Origin of the sequence: Chryseobacterium fluminis (genome assembly GCF_026314945.1) — a bacterium.
In the GTDB taxonomy this organism is placed as follows: domain Bacteria; phylum Bacteroidota; class Bacteroidia; order Flavobacteriales; family Weeksellaceae; genus Chryseobacterium; species Chryseobacterium fluminis.
The window spans coordinates 2,770,127-2,786,657 of sequence record NZ_CP111121.1 but is presented as its reverse complement, the minus strand read 5'-3'; the positions used below and the strand labels follow the sequence as shown (position 1 = coordinate 2,786,657).

Annotated in this window: 17 protein-coding genes; 9 read left to right on the top strand and 8 right to left on the bottom strand. The window is 37.9% G+C overall.

What is annotated here, in order from left to right:
• Positions 1 to 25: 25 nt before the first annotated feature.
• The 3 genes from ODZ84_RS12700 (at position 26) to ODZ84_RS12690 (ending at position 2,197) form a co-directional block, all read left to right on the top strand.
• Positions 26 to 511: a hypothetical protein gene (locus tag ODZ84_RS12700; RefSeq protein ID WP_266172690.1), complete on the top strand. Its 486-nt coding sequence runs from the start codon at positions 26 to 28 to the stop codon at positions 509 to 511.
• Between the two features lie 197 nt (positions 512 to 708).
• The gene (locus tag ODZ84_RS12695) at positions 709 to 1,299 is read left to right on the top strand and encodes an RNA polymerase sigma factor (protein ID WP_266172689.1); all 591 of its coding nucleotides are present in this window, start codon (positions 709 to 711) and stop codon (positions 1,297 to 1,299) included.
• A gap of 202 nt (positions 1,300 to 1,501) precedes the next feature.
• On the top strand, positions 1,502 to 2,197 hold the full coding sequence (locus tag ODZ84_RS12690) for a YjjG family noncanonical pyrimidine nucleotidase (protein WP_266172688.1): 696 nt from the start codon (positions 1,502 to 1,504) through the stop codon (positions 2,195 to 2,197).
• 59 nt (positions 2,198 to 2,256) lie between these two features.
• Here ODZ84_RS12690 and trpS read toward each other — a convergent pair whose 3' ends face one another.
• From trpS to ileS, 7 genes are all read right to left on the bottom strand, one after another.
• Positions 2,257 to 3,225 (bottom strand): tryptophan--tRNA ligase, encoded by a 969-nt coding sequence (trpS, locus tag ODZ84_RS12685; protein WP_266172686.1) that lies wholly within the window; start codon positions 3,223 to 3,225, stop codon positions 2,257 to 2,259.
• A gap of 236 nt (positions 3,226 to 3,461) precedes the next feature.
• Positions 3,462 to 4,106, bottom strand: a complete 645-nt coding sequence (locus tag ODZ84_RS12680; RefSeq protein ID WP_266172685.1) for a SanA/YdcF family protein — start codon at positions 4,104 to 4,106, stop codon at positions 3,462 to 3,464.
• A gap of 13 nt (positions 4,107 to 4,119) precedes the next feature.
• A complete protein-coding gene (locus ODZ84_RS12675) occupies positions 4,120 to 4,758 on the bottom strand; it encodes a lipoprotein signal peptidase (protein ID WP_266172684.1) in 639 nt (212 codons plus the stop codon).
• Complete coding sequence (locus tag ODZ84_RS12670; protein WP_266172683.1) at positions 4,758 to 4,949, bottom strand: DUF2683 family protein; 192 nt, start codon at positions 4,947 to 4,949, stop codon at positions 4,758 to 4,760. The genes ODZ84_RS12675 and ODZ84_RS12670 overlap by 1 nt, the downstream gene beginning before the upstream one ends.
• 18 nt (positions 4,950 to 4,967) lie before the next feature.
• Entirely contained in the window at positions 4,968 to 5,213 is a 246-nt protein-coding gene (locus tag ODZ84_RS12665; protein WP_266172682.1) for a DUF6576 domain-containing protein, read from the bottom strand.
• Positions 5,214 to 5,297: 84 nt separating this feature from the next.
• Entirely contained in the window at positions 5,298 to 5,678 is a 381-nt protein-coding gene (locus ODZ84_RS12660) for a TraR/DksA family transcriptional regulator (protein ID WP_266172681.1), read from the bottom strand.
• A gap of 59 nt (positions 5,679 to 5,737) precedes the next feature.
• Entirely contained in the window at positions 5,738 to 9,124 is a 3,387-nt protein-coding gene (ileS, locus tag ODZ84_RS12655) for an isoleucine--tRNA ligase (protein WP_266172680.1), read from the bottom strand.
• A gap of 434 nt (positions 9,125 to 9,558) precedes the next feature.
• Here ileS and ODZ84_RS12650 point away from each other — a divergent pair, with 434 nt between their 5' ends.
• The 3 genes from ODZ84_RS12650 to ODZ84_RS12640 all read left to right on the top strand — a co-directional run bounded on the left by ODZ84_RS12650 (position 9,559) and on the right by ODZ84_RS12640 (position 11,536).
• Positions 9,559 to 10,851 (top strand): phenylacetate--CoA ligase family protein, encoded by a 1,293-nt coding sequence (locus ODZ84_RS12650; RefSeq protein WP_266172679.1) that lies wholly within the window; start codon positions 9,559 to 9,561, stop codon positions 10,849 to 10,851.
• A gap of 92 nt (positions 10,852 to 10,943) precedes the next feature.
• Positions 10,944 to 11,366 (top strand): hypothetical protein, encoded by a 423-nt coding sequence (locus tag ODZ84_RS12645; protein ID WP_266172678.1) that lies wholly within the window; start codon positions 10,944 to 10,946, stop codon positions 11,364 to 11,366.
• Positions 11,321 to 11,536, top strand: a complete 216-nt coding sequence (locus ODZ84_RS12640) for a hypothetical protein (protein ID WP_266172677.1) — start codon at positions 11,321 to 11,323, stop codon at positions 11,534 to 11,536. The genes ODZ84_RS12645 and ODZ84_RS12640 overlap by 46 nt, the downstream gene beginning before the upstream one ends.
• A gap of 31 nt (positions 11,537 to 11,567) precedes the next feature.
• Here the strand turns inward: ODZ84_RS12640 and ODZ84_RS12635 are convergent, their stop codons facing one another.
• Positions 11,568 to 12,812, bottom strand: a complete 1,245-nt coding sequence (locus ODZ84_RS12635) for an NAD(P)/FAD-dependent oxidoreductase (protein ID WP_266172676.1) — start codon at positions 12,810 to 12,812, stop codon at positions 11,568 to 11,570.
• A 98-nt stretch (positions 12,813 to 12,910) separates the two neighbouring features.
• Between ODZ84_RS12635 and ODZ84_RS12630 the strand changes: the two genes are divergently transcribed.
• From ODZ84_RS12630 to ODZ84_RS12620, 3 genes are all read left to right on the top strand, one after another.
• Positions 12,911 to 14,431 (top strand): HAL/PAL/TAL family ammonia-lyase, encoded by a 1,521-nt coding sequence (locus ODZ84_RS12630; RefSeq protein WP_266172675.1) that lies wholly within the window; start codon positions 12,911 to 12,913, stop codon positions 14,429 to 14,431.
• Positions 14,432 to 14,497: 66 nt separating this feature from the next.
• Positions 14,498 to 15,229 carry a 3-oxoacyl-ACP reductase FabG gene (gene fabG, locus ODZ84_RS12625; RefSeq protein WP_266172674.1) on the top strand — a complete coding sequence of 244 codons (732 nt, stop codon included), beginning with the start codon at positions 14,498 to 14,500 and terminating at the stop codon, positions 15,227 to 15,229.
• Between the two features lie 80 nt (positions 15,230 to 15,309).
• Positions 15,310 to 16,530 carry a beta-ketoacyl-[acyl-carrier-protein] synthase family protein gene (locus ODZ84_RS12620; protein ID WP_266172673.1) on the top strand — a complete coding sequence of 407 codons (1,221 nt, stop codon included), beginning with the start codon at positions 15,310 to 15,312 and terminating at the stop codon, positions 16,528 to 16,530.
• Position 16,531 lies beyond the last annotated feature (1 nt).

Below are 16,531 nucleotides of genomic sequence, written 5' to 3'. Positions count from 1 at the left end.
TAATTTTACACTAAATAAATTAAAGATGATGAATTTTCGTTCTGCGATAGCGGTTCTTTCCGTGTTTTTTTTAAGCATCGTAGCAAAAGCTCAGTATACCGTACATAAAATGGTGAGTGTAGGATATACCTACCAAAATCAGAGTTTTGGAGAAGTGGGAGGGAAATTGCTGTTCCTGAAAAATGATGATGTTATTTACAGGCTGGGAGGGTCTGCCTTAATGGGTTCTGCCCATTCACAATTTGTAATCATGCCGAAGCTGCAGGCTGACGTGCTGCTTAACTTTCAGAGGAATGTTGATTTCTACCATTCTTACTATTTTTTAGTAGGAGCGGAAGGAACAAATAAATATGTGGCACCCAAAATCGGGGTGAGTCTTTTCGGAATTCTGGATCTTACCGGTGGTTATGCCTTCCCAATCGGTGACTTAAACGGGAAGGAAATGAAAGGTCTGAATATTAATTTTACATTAAATATCCCTACTGTATTCATTCACGATATGTTTAAGTAGGTTTTTTTATATTTTTATCGCTAAATATTAATAAAAGCTTAACAGTTGTTAAAAATTTATTATATTTACCACTGTAAAAATTGTACTGCCTATTGATCCGACTTTACTCTGAAGAATTATTTTGTATATACTGCTATGACCAGATCAAATATCTGGAAGGATGCTTGTCTGCAAAAGTTTTATTATTGAGAAGAGTTATGAAATTAAAATCGGATAGTTTACTAATTTCCCTTTATCAGGAAGGAGACGAAGAGGCGTTATCAGCCCTTATTCATCGTCATCAGAAAGAATTGTTTACATTCATTTTTTACAAAATTAATGATGAAGACCTGGCCAACGATGTATTTCAGGATACTTTTATGAAAATTATCGTTATGCTGAAAGAAGGCCGGTACAACGAAGAAGGAAAATTTATCCTTTGGGCCAAAAGAATCGCACATAATTTAATTATCGACCATTTCAGATCGAAATCAAAAAATATTAAAGTTTCAGAAACTACTTTTGAAACGGACGAATATTCTATTTTTGATCTGATCCGGGAACCGTCGGAAAATATTGAAGACCAGCTGGTAACGAACCAGATACAGGAAGATCTTCTTAGAATGCTGCAGTTTCTCCCGAAAAACCAGCAGGAAGTCATTAAGTTAAGGTTTTTTGACGGGTTAAGTTTTAAAGAAATAGCGGATCACACCGATATGAGTATCAATACTACTTTAGGCAGAGTACGGTATGCGTTAATCAACCTAAGAAAAATCATGGATGAAAATAAGATTATCTTAACCCGATAGATAATAATTTTCGGAAATTCTCGTTTTAAGGAAAACATTGATCGCCTATGAGAAAAAATGATCCCTTAAAAGTGAAAACTTTGAAACCGAAAAAAGAAACAATTGACTTTTTATTAAATTTTTCAAAGGGTCTTGAAATTGTAAAGACCAAAAACAAGAATTATCCGATTAACAAAAATTAAAATTATTAATTTTGTGCTGTATGAAAATTCAGCACATTTTTTTTGATCTCGACAATACGTTGTGGGATCATCGCAGGAACGCCTATCTTACCATCAGGGACTTATTCGAAAAAGAGGAAATTACCTTAAAATACAGTATCGGTTTTGAAGAATTTCATTCCGTTTATCATGAAATTAATGAAAAACTTTGGGAAGATCTCCGCGACGGAATTATTGACAAAGACTATTTGAGAAAGCATCGCTTTTATAATACTTTCAGACATTTTAATGTTGATGATCAGGAGTTGGCCATGTATTTTGAAGAACACTTCTTAGACAGGATACTGAATCATAATGAATTGGTAGAAGGTGCGCAATACATTCTGGATTATCTCAAGGCTAAAAATTATACCTTACACATTATTTCCAACGGATTTAAAGAAGTAACGGAAAGGAAATGCATCTTATCCAAAATCGATCACTATTTTCAGACGATTACCAGCGCTGACACGGTGGGATTCAGAAAACCCCGGCCTGAAATTTTCAGCTATTCTTTAAGCCTTTCTGATGCAACGACAGACAACAGTATTCTGATCGGAGACGATTGGGTGGCTGATGTGGTAGGCTCTCAGAATTTCGGATTAGATGTCATCTTCTTTGATGTCCTGCATGAAAATCCACAGCAGGAAGGTTTAAAATCGATTAAACATTTATTGCAGATTAAAGAATATTTATAAAAATTTCAGTGGCCTCGTCAAAGACGAGGCCACTGAAATTTTATGTATGGAAATCAGATTTAAATTCCCAAACTTTCTCTGACTCTTTTTATGGTTTGTGTAGCAACAGCTCTTGTTTTCGAGGCTCCTTCCTGGAGTTTTGCCTCCAGCTCATCAAGATTGTTCATATAATAAACAAAAAGTTCTCTTTCCCGCTCAAATTTTACAAGAATCAAATCTAAAAGTTCTTTTTTAGCATGGCCGTATCCAAAGTTTCCGGCTATATATTTTGATCTTAACGCTTCTGTCTGTTCAGCGCTGGCAATCAGTTGATAAATGGCAAATGTTTTGTCGGTTTCCGGGTCTTTCGGTTCTTCCAAAGACTTTGAGTCTGATTCAATGCTCATCACCTGTTTTTTAAGTTCTTTTTCAGGAAGGAAAATATTGATGATATTTCCCCGGGATTTTGACATCTTATGACCGTCAACTCCCGGAACATATTTAGTGTCTTCCTGAAGTTCAGACTGTGGTAAAACAAAAACTTCACCCATCTGATTGTTGAAACGGGACGCCACGTCACGGGCGATCTCCAGGTGTTGAAGCTGATCTTTTCCCACCGGTACGATTTCCGCATCATACAGCAAAATATCTGCGGCCATTAAAATAGGATACGTAAACAGACCTGCATTTACATCCTGAAGCCTGTCTGCTTTATCTTTGAATGAATGCGCCAATGTAAGTCTCTGATAAGGAAAAAAACACGATAAATGCCAAGAAAGTTCACAGGTCTCAGGGATATCACTCTGTCTGTAAAAAAATGTTTTTTCGGTATCTAAACCACAAGCAAGCCAAGCCGCAGCAATCTCATAGGTATTCTGTTTCAGTTCTTTCGCATCCTTAATCTGCGTAAGTGAATGTAAGTTCGCAATAAATAAAAATGACTCATTTCCATCCTTTTTTGATAGTTCTATTGCAGGAATGATTGCCCCCAACAGGTTTCCAAGGTGTGGGGTTCCGGTGGCTTGAATGCCGGTAAGAATTCTTGACATTGTTAAAAATTTATATTTAAAAATTAATGAATTGCAAATTTACGAGAATCAGGCTGAAGTATAATAACAGTGACCCAGCAGATTTTTACAGATTTATATGGGGATTGTTTATTATTTGATTTTACGGATAACCATAGGAGCGGACTTTAGTCCGCTTTCAAAATAATATATACATCCGGCTTTAGCCAAAACTTAAATACCTGCAATAAAATAGGCACAATTCGTAAGAAAATAAATTAAGGAATCAGAATTTTATCTCCGCCAAATTTCGGCTCTACTCCTAAAAGAAGATCCAGATATGCTTTTGCTTTGGCAAGATATTCTCTTAAATTGGTTTTGAAACCGGCATATTTATTCACATCTGCTGCATTATAGCCAAACGCTTCGATTCCGTTTTGTTTAGCCAGAAATACAGCCCTTTCATTGTGAAACTTCTGTGAAATGATTACCAGTTTTGTTTGTCCGAAAATTTCTTTAGCCCTTACCACAGAATCGAGTGTCCTGAAACCTGCATGATCCAGAAAAATCCTCTCCTGCGGAATTCCGTATTCCATTAATGCGACTTGCATATCTTCCGGTTCGTTATAATCTTTCTGACTATTGTCGCCGCTCACAATAATGTATTGGATTTTTCCGCTTTTATATAAACCGGCAGCGGCCCGGATCCTGTTATAGAAATAAGCATTAGGCTGTCCGTTACTTAAGGTTTTACCGGTTCCGAGAAGCAATGCTGTTTTTGTCCGGGGGATGTCAGCAATGGTATAGGAAACAAACGCCTGGCTCTTCTTTTTTATGCTGTAATTCGCCCATGCGATAAAAACAATTCCTGCAACGATCAGAAGCAGGAAAAATTTGAGAATATTTTTAATTACTCTTTTCATAGAGAATAAAATCTTAAAATTCAAGCCCGTTTGGAAATGCCTTTTTTCTGAAAATTAACAGTAAAGCTGCTCCAACGGTGATGGCCGAGTCCGCAACATTGAAGATATATTTGAAGAATTCAATGTGTTTTCCGCCAATGATCGGGAAGTTTTCAGGAACATTCCAGTCTACCAGAGGAAAATGAAGCATGTCGACCACGCAGCCTCTCATAAAGGTAGAATATCCTTCTCCGAAAGAAGTTAATTTTGAAATTCCGCCATACCCGATCCATCGGTCGATGCTTGGATCATATACGGTACCGCTGTCGAAAATCAGACCGTAGAACATACCGTCAATCAGATTTCCGATTGCTCCTGCAAAAATCATGGCCATCGGAATCAGAAGATAATTGGATTCACCTCTTTGCAGCCATTTCTTAAATAAATAGATCATTCCTCCAATCAGGAAAATTCTTACGATAACAAGGAAGTATTTACCGATAACACCGCCAAAGTGAAGGCCGTAAGCCATGCCCGGATTTTCTACAAAAGTAAGTTTAAAACCTGGCAGAACAGTAATGCTGTCATCAAGGTTAAAATGTGTTTTTACATAAATTTTAGAAGCCTGATCAATTAATAAGATAAGAAAGGTTACAAATAATATCTTTTTCATTACAGTCCTTTTGGTTTATATGGTTTCCCTATTTTTTCATTTTTCTTCTCAACGATTTTCTTGATCGTTTTCTCGTTATGATGCGTATTCTTGGTATGGAATTTCTCGAACTTGATATTCATCTCTTTTAAAACACTTTTCAGAGCATTCAGTTCCATTGCATTTTTGGTGTGTACTATTATGGATTCCATTTTTCCGGATTTAAATTTTTACTTTTTAGACAGTTCATCAAGGCGGTTACGATCTTTTGCAGACAGATCGCTGAGGCCGTTTTTACCTATTTTGCTTAACAGGCGGTCAATTTCTTTTTCTCGTTCCCGTTTATCAGAATTAAATTGATCATCCATAGTGTAGTTCCGTTGTTTATCGGGAAAGAATCTGTTTTTGATCCGATCCCGGTTGAAAAATCCTAAAACGGCTACGATGATAACTCCTAAAACTAATAATTCGGTCATGGGTATACATTAAAAATTAGGTTTATAAAGTATTTCATAAGTAAAATACGATATAAACCCAATTTATTTTTATTAACCTAGTCGTTATTTCTGCATATTTTTCGCTTCAATGCTCAAAGTGGCATGCGGAACAGCCAACAGTCTTTCTTTAGGAATCAGTTTACCTGTCACTCTGCAAACACCATAAGTCTTGTTTTCAATTCTTATTAAAGCGTTTTTCAGATCACGTAAGAATTTTTCCTGTCTGCCCGCCAATATAGAGTTCTGCTCTTTGCTTAATGTTTCAGCTCCTTCTTCAAATGCTTTGAAAGTCGGAGACGTATCATCAGTTCCGTTATTCTGATCATTGATAAAACTCTCTCTGATCAGTTGCAGATCCCTTTCAGCTTTTTCTATTTTTTCTTTAATGATCGCTTTAAATTCTTGTAAATCAGCATCACTGTATCTTACTCTTTCGTCTGACATGTTCGTTTCTCTTTTTTAATAAAATTATGAAATGGAATTTGAAAAACAATAACTATATGTTAAATTTTTTCAACATTTATCTTAAAATTAACCTCATCTATTTCGATTTCGTTAAAATTTGAGAGTGAAGATACAATTTCTATTTTATCTGACAAGACTTCAGAAGAAATATATTCTTCATTTTTCTTAACATCATTTAAGAAAGGAGAATTTTCTTCCAGAAAGATATTAATTCTGTCTGTCAAATCGAAATCCTTTTCTTTTCTCAGGTTCTGAATTCTGTTAATAAATTCTCTTGCGATACCCTCAGATTTTAATTCGTCTGTTAACGTCAAATCTAGTGCCACAGTTGTTTTCCCATCAGAAGTTACAGTCCATCCCGGGATATCTTTTGTTGAAATCTCCACATCATCAGGCGTAATTTCGTATCCCTGAATATCTAATTTTCCTTCTTTCTCTAATTTTGAAATCTGTTCTGCATCAAGATTAGCGATCTCACCTCCGACCGTTTTCATGTCTTTCCCCAATTTTGGTCCCAGTGCTTTGAAATTCGGTTTTATCTGTTTTACAATTAAATGTGATGCTTCTTCCGCATTGATCAACTGTAATTCTTTTACATTTACTTCCTGTTTAATTAAGTCTGATACCGCCAAAATCTGCTGTTCTGATCTGGCATCTAAAACTGGAATTAAAACTTTCTGCAATGGCTGACGAACTTTTACGTTTTCTTTTTTTCTCAAAGAGAAAACCATACTCGTAATGCTTTGAGCTAAATGTGTTTTTTCAACAAGATCCTGGTCGATCAGGCTTTCATCAGCGACAGGGAAGTCTGTTAAGTGAATAGATTCAGCATTCTCTTTACCTGTTACTTTATTTAAATCCTGATACAGTTGATCCATAAAGAACGGCGCAATCGGTGCAGATAACTTCGCGACCGTTTCCAGGCAGGTATATAAGGTCTGGTAAGCCGAGATTTTATCTTCCGAATAATCACCCTTCCAGAAGCGTCTTCTGCACAATCTTACGTACCAGTTACTCAGGTTATCGTTCACAAAAGTATTGATGGCTCTTGCGACTCTTGTCGGCTCGTAATCTTCGTAGAATGCTTTTACCTCCTTAATTAATAAATTTAATTCAGAAAGTATCCATCGGTCGATTTCCGGTCTGTTTTCAACTTCTTTTTCAGAATAACTGAATCCGTCTACATTGGCGTATAAGGCAAAGAAGGAGTAAGTATTATACAGTGTTCCGAAGAATTTTCTTCTTGTTTCGTCAATTCCTTCGATGTCGAATTTCAGGTTTTCCCACGGGTTCGCATTCGAAACCATGTACCAACGCGTAGCATCCGGACCGTACACGGCTAATGTTTCAAAAGGATCAATTCCGTTTCCTTTGGATTTTGACATTTTGATCCCGTTTTTATCCAGAACCAGTCCGTTACTCATTACATTTTTATAAGCAACTGAATCAAATACTGCCGTTCCGATCGCATGAAGAGTGTAGAACCAGCCGCGTGTCTGGTCAACGCCTTCCGCGATAAAATCTGCAGGGAATGCTTTATTGTTATCAATTAATTCTCTGTTTTCAAACGGATAATGCAGCTGTGCATAAGGCATCGACCCTGAATCGAACCAAACGTCGATCAGGTCGCTTTCCCGTTTCATTGCTCTGCCGGAAGCTGAAACCAGAACGATCTGGTCTACAATATTTTTATGTAAATCTACCAATGCATAATTCTGTTCAGACATATTTCCGACCTCAAATTCTTTGAACGGATTGTCTTTCATGAATCCTGCTGCAACAGATTTTTCAATCTCGTTGCACAGCTCTTCCACGGAACCGATGATGATTTCTTCCTTTAAATCCTCCGTTCTCCAGATGGGCAACGGAATTCCCCAGTACCTTGAACGGGAAAGATTCCAGTCGTTGACATTTTCGAGCCAGTTCGCGAAACGTCCTTCTCCGGTTGATTTGGGTTTCCAGTTGATTTCTTTGTTTAAATTTACCAGGTTTTCTTTTACCGCAGTCATTTTAACAAACCAGGAATCCAATGGGTAATATAATAAAGGTTCGTCTGTTCTCCAGCTGTGTGGATACGAGTGAACATATTTTTCTACTTTAAAAGCTTTATTCTCTTCTTTTAAGCGAATTGCAATTTCTACATCGACCGACTTTTCCGGTGCTGTTCCTGCATCGTAATATTCGTTCTTTACATACTTTCCGGCAAAATCTCCCATCTGCGGGATGAATTTCCCCTGCAGATCTACCAAAGGAACCGGGTTTCCGTTTTCGTTTAATACCAACATCGGTGGAACTTCCGGAGTTGCCTCTTTCGCTACTTTCGCATCATCAGCCCCAAAAGTAGGTGCCGTATGAACGATTCCTGTTCCGTCTTCTGTTGTCACAAAATCTCCCATAATGACTCTGAACGCATTTTCAGGGTTTTGATAAGGGAGCGTGTATGGCAACAGTTGCTCATATTTAATTCCAACCAGATCAGCCCCTTTGAATTCTGCTAAAATTTGGTAAGGAATCACTTTATTATCTGATGTATAATTGGCAAAATCTTCTTCTGTTCCTTCTGCATATTTCTTTCCGAATTGTTTTCCTACCAAAGGTTTGGCCAAAACAATCGTAATAGGCTCGAAAGTATACTGATTGAAGGTTTTTACCAAAACATAATCGATTTTTGGTCCTACAGTCAATGCTGTGTTAGAAGGCAATGTCCATGGAGTTGTCGTCCAGGCTAAAAAATGGATGTCCCCAAACCCTTGTAAAAACGAAGGTAAAGTTTCCGGCAATGCTTTAAACTGTGCTACAATCGTCGTGTCAGAAACATCACGGTATGCTCCGGGCTGGTTAACTTCATGTGAAGAAAGTCCGGTTCCCGCTTTTGGAGAATAAGGCTGGATTGTATATCCTTTGTACAATAATCCTTTGTCATACAATTGCTTTAACAGCCACCAGACCGTCTCCATATACTTTGACTTATAGGTAATATAAGGATCCTCAAGATCTACCCAGTATCCGATTTTCTCAGTTAGGTTGTTCCAGACGTCTGTGTAACGCATGACTGCCTCACGACACGCCTTGTTATAATCTTCAATAGAAATTTTTTTGCCAATATCCTCTTTCGTGATTCCCAATTCCTTTTCTACGCCCAGCTCTACAGGAAGTCCGTGTGTATCCCAACCCGCTTTACGGAAAACCTGTTTCCCGTTTTGGGTCTGATAACGACAGAAAATATCCTTTAATGCTCTAGCCATAACGTGGTGAATCCCGGGCATGCCGTTTGCTGAAGGCGGACCTTCATAAAAAACAAACTCAGGTTGCCCCTCACGAATCTCAACACTCTTACTGAAAGTTTTATTCTGTTTCCAGAATTCCGCTACTTGCTCTGCAACGTCAATAAGGTTAAGGTTTTTGTATTCTTTAAATTGGCTCATTGTAATATCTCAATATCGTTGATTAATTAAGTTGGCAAATTTACTAAAATTTGTCGGTTTATAATATATGTTTTATTTTGATATTTCCAATTAAAAAGTTCTGTTTCAGAATGTAAATTGCCGAATTATTTTTTTGTGAATGGCTCGTCAGAAATTATGAACTTTCTGATTATTGCTTTCCCGTGAATAGTCTATTGTATACGGGATTTTGAGAAGCTTTAATGGTGATCCTTGTCAAGGTTTTAAACATTCACAAGGATGACAAAACGTTAAAAAAAGCACGACGAACAGGCAGAAGTATAATTCAGCAGAGTAGGAACAGCAAGATTATTAGTAGATCGGTCTATTCCATTCCTTTTTTTGGCTGGAATTAAAATTTAATCACTCGATCTTTTAATTTTAATTAAATAAATTTGTCCTTAAAATAAATACCATTGGAATTCTATCCGCCCATCGAAAAATCAGAAATTCAGGAAATAAAAAAGTTTCAGGAGCAAAAGCTTCAGGAGCTGTTGGTTTATCTTGATAACAATTCTCCGTTTTATCAGAAATTATTTAAACAAAATAATATCAATATTGCTGCGATCCGGACGTTGGAAGATTTAAAGAAAGTTCCTACGACTTCAAAAAACGATATTCAGCAGAATAATGATGACTTTTTCTGCATTCCTCCTGATAAAATTGTAGATTACAGTACGACTTCAGGAACATTGGGTGATCCGGTAACTTTCGGACTTTCGGATCATGATCTGGAGAGGCTTGCCTACAACGAAGCGATTTCTTTTGTCTGCGCAGGAATCAGGAAGGGTGATGTAGTTCAGATGATTACGACGATTGATAAAAGGTTCATGGCAGGTTTGGCATATTTTTTAGGACTGAGGAAAATGGGAGCGAGTGTTGTCAGAATGGGCCCCGGAATTCCCGAGCTTCAGTGGGACTCTATTTTCAGATATAAACCGAAATATCTCATTACCGTACCGTCATTTCTCTTAAAAATGATTGATTATGCCGAAAAACATGGAATTGATTATAAAAACTCCAGTGTTTATGGCGCGGTTTGTATCGGAGAAAGCATCAAAAATCAGGATTTTACGGACAATATCCTATCTCAGAAAATTAAAGAAAAGTGGAATATTAAGCTTTTCTCGACATATGCTTCTACGGAAATGAGCACCGCTTTTACGGAATGTGAGCATCAGATCGGCGGACATCAGCATCCCGAGCTCATTATCACGGAAATTCTGGATGACGAAGGCAATATCGCTCAGGAAGGAGAAAGCGGAGAATTAACGATCACTACTTTAGGGGTAGAGGCACTCCCTTTGTTAAGGTTCAGAACAGGAGATATTGTAAAACCACACTACGAACCCTGCCCGTGTGGCAGAAACACGATGAGGCTGGGACCTGTTATCGGAAGAAAGCAGCAGATGATAAAATACAAGGGAACGACTTTGTATCCTCCGGCTATGAATGATATTTTAAATGACTTTAATCGCATTTTATGCTATCAGATTGTTATTCATTCCAATGACATCGGATTGGATGAGATTATCATTAAAATAAGCACAGACAGCGGATCTGAGAATTTTGTCAGTGAAGTAAGAGACCATTTTCGTGCAAAATTAAGGGTAAGCCCGAAAATTGAAATTATTGATTTTGATATTTTATCTAAGACAGTCTTTAATCCAAACAGCAGAAAGCCGATTACGTTTATAGATCTCAGATAATAAATATAAAATCAACTTAAAATAAAATACAGCAGTTCGAGGGAACTGCTTTTTTATGATATATTTGCGGCTTATTTTTTAATATAATAACTATGAAAAAATTATTCCTGCTTTTGTTTGCAGCAATAGCCACTATGAATTTCGCTCAGAACCTGACGGTCACTTCTGGAAATCTTGATTTTTTAAAAGATCAGACTGAAATTAATGTTAAATTTATTGATGGCGAACCTCTTTTCCAGGCTGAAAATTATACGGAAGCTCAGTATCTCGAAAGAAGGAAAACCGAAACCCTGGCTAAAAAAGGAGAAGTAGCGTGGGAAAAATGGATTTCTGCCTGGAAGCAACATTCAGAATCTATTTTTTCGGATAAATTCGTAGAAGGTTTAAATAAATCTAAAAAAATTAAATTCAGTAAAAATGTGGATACAAAGTATACATTAATGGTGGAGCCTCAATGGATGTATGCAGGATGGAGCGGTTTTATAATGCACCCGGAAAATTATCTGCAGATATAAGCTTTGTCGAAACCGCCAACCCTTCTCATGTCTTAGCTGAAATAAAAGGAGATAAGATCGAAGGAACCGGTAGTAAGGTAGATTACGGAATGGAATATGGCAGAATTTCTGCAGCCTATGAAAAAACCGGAAAGGAATTGGAAAAAGAAATTAGAAAAGTGAAAAAATAAATAAAAACGGTCTGAATGGAGACCGTTTTTTTTATGACTGCATTTTTTCTGTTCTGATAAAGTCCGCAAGATTTTTGATTGCGGTATCGTGTATTCTGACAAACGTATTTTTCCTGTCCCAGACGTATCCTGCTAAAACTGCACAGATTTTTCTTTTTACGTCCGGATTTTCCGGCTGATGGAAAAACAGTTCCTGAAGATTTCCGGTGTACCATTCTTTTACGTAGGTGGTAAAAACATCTACTCCATACAAAATATAATCTGCGAATTCTGTCTGCCAGTCAACTTTTTCGCCATTCAGCTGTCGTAAAGCTAATTTAGCAGCGGTCATTCCGCCTTCCGTAGCAAATGCCATCCCTGAAGAAAAAACAGGATCCAGGAATTCCGAAGCATTTCCGGTAAGGGCAAATCCGTCTCCGAATAAGCTTTTTACCGAACATGAATAGTCTTTCAGAAGCTTGGGATCAAAAAGAAATTCTGTATCCCCGAAACGTTTTACATAATAATCCGAGAGCGAAATGGCTTTTCGCAGCGCTTCAGCGGTGTTTCCGTTTTCAGACAGCTGATCAATATATTCTGTAGGGCCAACGATGCCTATACTTGTATTACCGTTCGAGAAAGGAATGACCCAAAGCCACACTTCCGTTTCGATAATATCAAAAGAAATCAGTGTTCCCTCTGTTCCTTCTTCTCTGTTAATGTCTTTTACATGTGAGAAAATGGCAGAATGGGGTGCTAATTTAGAAGGTTTCTCCAGATCTAAAAGACGGGGCAGAACTCTTCCGTACCCGCTGGAGTCGATCACGAATTTTGCATGGATTTCCTTCGTTTCTCCCTCTTTATTTTTTACGGTTGTAACCGAATCAGTTCCGTTAAATTCGATCCCGATGACTTCGGTTTCAAATTCAAGATCGATGCCTTTATTCATAACTTCCTGAGCCAGGGTATGATCAAAGTCAGCGCGAGGCACCTGCCAGGTCCAGTCCCAGCCCTCGCCAAACTTATTGCTGAAATCAAAGATGCAGACTTCATCACCCCGTAAAAAACGGGCCCCCAATTTCTTTTCAAATCCCATTTTATTTAAAGCCGGAAATAAGCCTGCTTCTTCAAAATGGTCCATTACTCTTGGAATTAAGCTTTCGCCGACGACCAGCCTGGGGAACTTTGTCTTTTCGACAACCTTTACGTTGACGTTGTTCTTCTTTAAGTATGAAGAAGATACGCATCCGGAAGGCCCTGCTCCGATTACGAGAACGTCAACAAATTCTTTGCTCATCTTTGATTTTTTATTTTAATAATAACTTCTATCTTTGCCGCAAAATTAATGACAATTAATTAATATTTACAAAATTATCGATTATTACTTTTTAATTAATGAAAATAAATAACTTTTTAGAACTGAACGACTTTAAAAAAATTATCATTGAGAATGAAAAAATAGAACTGGATGAAACACTTCTTGCCAGAGTGGATGAAAGTTTTCAGTTTTTAAAGGATTTTTCGAAAAATAAAGTAATATATGGTGTAAATACCGGTTTTGGACCTATGGCACAGTTCAAGATCAGTGATGAAGACACGCATCAGCTCCAGTATAACCTGATCAGAAGCCATTCTTCAGGAATCGGAAATCCACTTCCGCCACAGGAGGTGAAGGCCTGTATGCTGGCAAGATTAAATACCCTGTCACTTGGGAATTCGGGTGTTCATCATTCCGTAGTTCATTTGCTTAAAGAATTGATAAACAGGGATATTACTCCGCTGATCTTTGAACACGGAGGTGTGGGAGCAAGTGGTGACCTGGTCCAATTGGCTCACCTGGCTCTTGTTTTGATTGGTGAAGGAGAAGTGTTTTATAAAGGCGAACGAAAAACGACAAAAGAAGTTTTCGAAACAGAAGGACTGGAGCCTATCCAGGTTGAAATCAGGGAAGGACTGGCTTTAATGAACGGAACTTCTGTGATGTCAGGGGTAGGAATTGTTAACGCGTATAAAGCCAATCAGTTAACGGAGATTTCAATTAAACTGTCCTGTGCGATTAATGAAATTGTTCAGGCTTACGACGATCACTTATCAGCCGCTTTGAATGGTACAAAAAGGCATGACGGTCAGCAGAAAGTTGCGGAAAGAATGAGGGCTCACTTATCGGACAGTCAGCTGATCAGAAAAAGAGAAGACCATTTGTATACTCATTTCGAAGAACAGGAAAAAATATTTAAAGAAAAAGTTCAGGAATATTATTCCCTAAGATGTGTTCCGCAGATTTTAGGACCTGTATTAGATACTCTGGAATACACAGAAAAAGTTTTGGAAAACGAAATCAATTCAGCCAATGATAACCCGATCATCAATGTTGAAGATCAACACGTATATCACGGCGGAAACTTTCACGGAGATTATATCTCTCTGGAAATGGACAAACTGAAAATTGTTGTTACAAAACTGACCATGCTGGCAGAAAGACAATTAAATTATCTGTTAAATGCTAAAATTAACGAAATTTTGCCTCCATTCGTTAATTTGGGAAAACTGGGCTTCAATTTCGGGATGCAGGGCGTTCAGTTTACGGCAACTTCTACTACAGCAGAAAGCCAGATGCTGTCTAATCCAATGTACGTTCACAGTATTCCGAATAATAATGACAATCAGGATATTGTGAGTATGGGTACCAATGCAGCCGTGATTTGCAGAAAAGTGATCGAAAATGCTTTTGAAGTATTAACGATCGAAGCGATTACGATTGTTCAGGCTATAGAATATCTCGAATTTAAAGATAAAGTTTCCTCTTCGACGAAAGCGCTGTACGATGAAATAAGAAAGATCATTCCTGCGTTCTCAGATGATATGGTAATGTACCCATATCTCGAGGAAGTAAAAAAATATTTAAAAACAATATAATTATTGAATATAATAAATTGTTTAAACTAAAGATGAAAACTGACTTTTAAAAACTAACACTAAGACATGAAATGTGCAATCGTCACAGGAGGCTCCAGAGGAATCGGAAGAGCAATCTGTATAAAACTGGCAGAAGAAAAAACTGAGAATATTCTAATTAATTATACTTCCAATGAAGCTGCAGCAAAGGAAACTTTAGCCAAAGTGCAGGAATTGGGTGCTACCGGAGAAATTCTTAAATTCGATGTAGGCAATGCAGAAGAAACGCTGAAAGTATTAACCGAATGGCAGGACCGTAATCCGAAGGCAGTCGTAGAAATCATTGTGAATAATGCAGGGATCACCAGAGACGGATTATTTATGTGGATGCCCAGTGAAGACTGGAATTCGGTAATCAATACAAGTCTCAATGGTTTTTTCAATGTGACCAATTTCTTTATTCAGAAACTGCTTCGTAATAAATACGGGAGAATTATCAATATGGTTTCGGTTTCCGGAGTAAAAGGAACGGCAGGACAAACTAATTACTCTGCCGCCAAAGGTGCCCTTGTTGGTGCTACAAAAGCACTCGCTCAGGAAGTAGCTAAAAGAAATGTTACGGTGAATGCCGTAGCCCCGGGCTTCATCCGTACCGATATGACGCAGGATTTCAATGAAGATGAACTGAAAGCAATGATTCCGGCCAACAGATTTGGTGAAGCAGAAGAAGTTGCGGATCTGGTCGCATTTTTAGCTTCTAAAAAATCATCGTACATCACAGGTGAAGTCATTAATATTAACGGAGGGATCTACTCATAAATAATAAAATAATATAGCAATTTACCAGTGTACCCACTTTTGTTACATGGTTAAACTGATACATTGTTAAATTTATAAAAATGGAAAATAGGGTTGTAATTACCGGAATGGGAATTTATTCCTGCATCGGAACTTCTTTGGAGGAAGTGAAGGAATCCCTGTATCAAGGAAAATCCGGAATCGTTCTGGTAGATGAAAGAAAAGAGTTTGGTTTCAGATCAGGGCTGACAGGTATTGTTCCAAAACCGGATCTGAAAAATCTTTTGAGCAGAAGACAACGGGTGAGCATGGGGGAAGAAAGCGAATATGCTTATCTCGCAACACTGGATGCTTTAAAGCAGGCTGATATAAGCCAGGGCTTCTTAGATCAGTACGAGGTCGGAATTTTATATGGAAACGACAGTGTTTCTAAGGCAGTGGTAGAATCTATCGACATTGCAAGAGAAAAAAAGGATACCACTTTAATGGGTTCAGGAGCCATCTTCAAATCAATGAATTCCACCGTAACCATGAATCTGTCTACGATTTTTAAGTTAAGAGGAATCAATCTTACCATCAGTGCCGCCTGTGCAAGCGGATCTCATTCTTTAGGACTGGCCTATATGATGATCAGGAACGGGTTTCAGGATATGATTGTTTGTGGAGGTGCTCAGGAAACCAACAAATATTCAATGGCAAGTTTTGACGGATTAGGCGTTTTTTCAGTAAGAGAAGATGAGCCGGCAAAAGCTTCAAGACCTTTTGATCAAGATAGAGACGGCTTAATTCCCAGTGGAGGTGCCGCTTCTTTAATTGTTGAAAGTTTAGAATCAGCCCAGAGAAGAGGAGCTACAGTTTTAGCGGAAATTGTTGGCTATGGTTTTTCTTCTAACGGAGGACATATTTCCACACCCAATGTTGACGGTCCGGCTTTAGCGATGAACAGAGCTTTACAGCAGTCGGGTATGCAGGTGTCGGATATTGATTATATCAATGCTCACGCAACTTCTACGCCTATAGGTGATGCAAATGAGGCAAAAGCTATTTACGAAATTTTCGGAAGTGATGTTCCGGTAAGCTCTACCAAATCAATGACCGGTCACGAATGCTGGATGGCGGGTGCCAGTGAAGTGATTTATTCGATCCTGATGATGCAGAATGATTTTGTTGCGCCCAACATCAACCTTGAAAACCCCGATGATGAAGCGAAGAGGATAAATTTAATCACCAAAACAAAAAGTCAAAAAATTGACGTATTTTTGTCGAATTCTTTCGGATTTGGGGGAACCAATTCCGCATTAATCGTTAAAAAATTTAAATAAA

Coding starts and splice junctions, on each gene's coding strand:
- ODZ84_RS12700 (WP_266172690.1), top strand. CDS start 26: ATGATGAATTTTCGTTCTGCGATAGCGGTTCTTTCCGTGTTTTTTTTA.
- ODZ84_RS12665 (WP_266172682.1), bottom strand. CDS start 5,213: ATGACCGAATTATTAGTTTTAGGAGTTATCATCGTAGCCGTTTTAGGA.
- ODZ84_RS12640 (WP_266172677.1), top strand. CDS start 11,321: ATGGAGCGGTTTTATAATGCACCCGGAAAATTATCTGCAGATATAAGC.
- ODZ84_RS12680 (WP_266172685.1), bottom strand. CDS start 4,106: ATGAAAAGAGTAATTAAAAATATTCTCAAATTTTTCCTGCTTCTGATC.
- ODZ84_RS12620 (WP_266172673.1), top strand. CDS start 15,310: ATGGAAAATAGGGTTGTAATTACCGGAATGGGAATTTATTCCTGCATC.
- ODZ84_RS12695 (WP_266172689.1), top strand. CDS start 709: ATGAAATTAAAATCGGATAGTTTACTAATTTCCCTTTATCAGGAAGGA.
- fabG (WP_266172674.1), top strand. CDS start 14,498: ATGAAATGTGCAATCGTCACAGGAGGCTCCAGAGGAATCGGAAGAGCA.
- ODZ84_RS12675 (WP_266172684.1), bottom strand. CDS start 4,758: ATGAAAAAGATATTATTTGTAACCTTTCTTATCTTATTAATTGATCAG.
- ileS (WP_266172680.1), bottom strand. CDS start 9,124: ATGAGCCAATTTAAAGAATACAAAAACCTTAACCTTATTGACGTTGCA.
- ODZ84_RS12630 (WP_266172675.1), top strand. CDS start 12,911: ATGAAAATAAATAACTTTTTAGAACTGAACGACTTTAAAAAAATTATC.
- trpS (WP_266172686.1), bottom strand. CDS start 3,225: ATGTCAAGAATTCTTACCGGCATTCAAGCCACCGGAACCCCACACCTT.
- ODZ84_RS12645 (WP_266172678.1), top strand. CDS start 10,944: ATGAAAAAATTATTCCTGCTTTTGTTTGCAGCAATAGCCACTATGAAT.
- ODZ84_RS12690 (WP_266172688.1), top strand. CDS start 1,502: ATGAAAATTCAGCACATTTTTTTTGATCTCGACAATACGTTGTGGGAT.
- ODZ84_RS12660 (WP_266172681.1), bottom strand. CDS start 5,678: ATGTCAGACGAAAGAGTAAGATACAGTGATGCTGATTTACAAGAATTT.
- ODZ84_RS12670 (WP_266172683.1), bottom strand. CDS start 4,949: ATGGAATCCATAATAGTACACACCAAAAATGCAATGGAACTGAATGCT.
- ODZ84_RS12635 (WP_266172676.1), bottom strand. CDS start 12,812: ATGAGCAAAGAATTTGTTGACGTTCTCGTAATCGGAGCAGGGCCTTCC.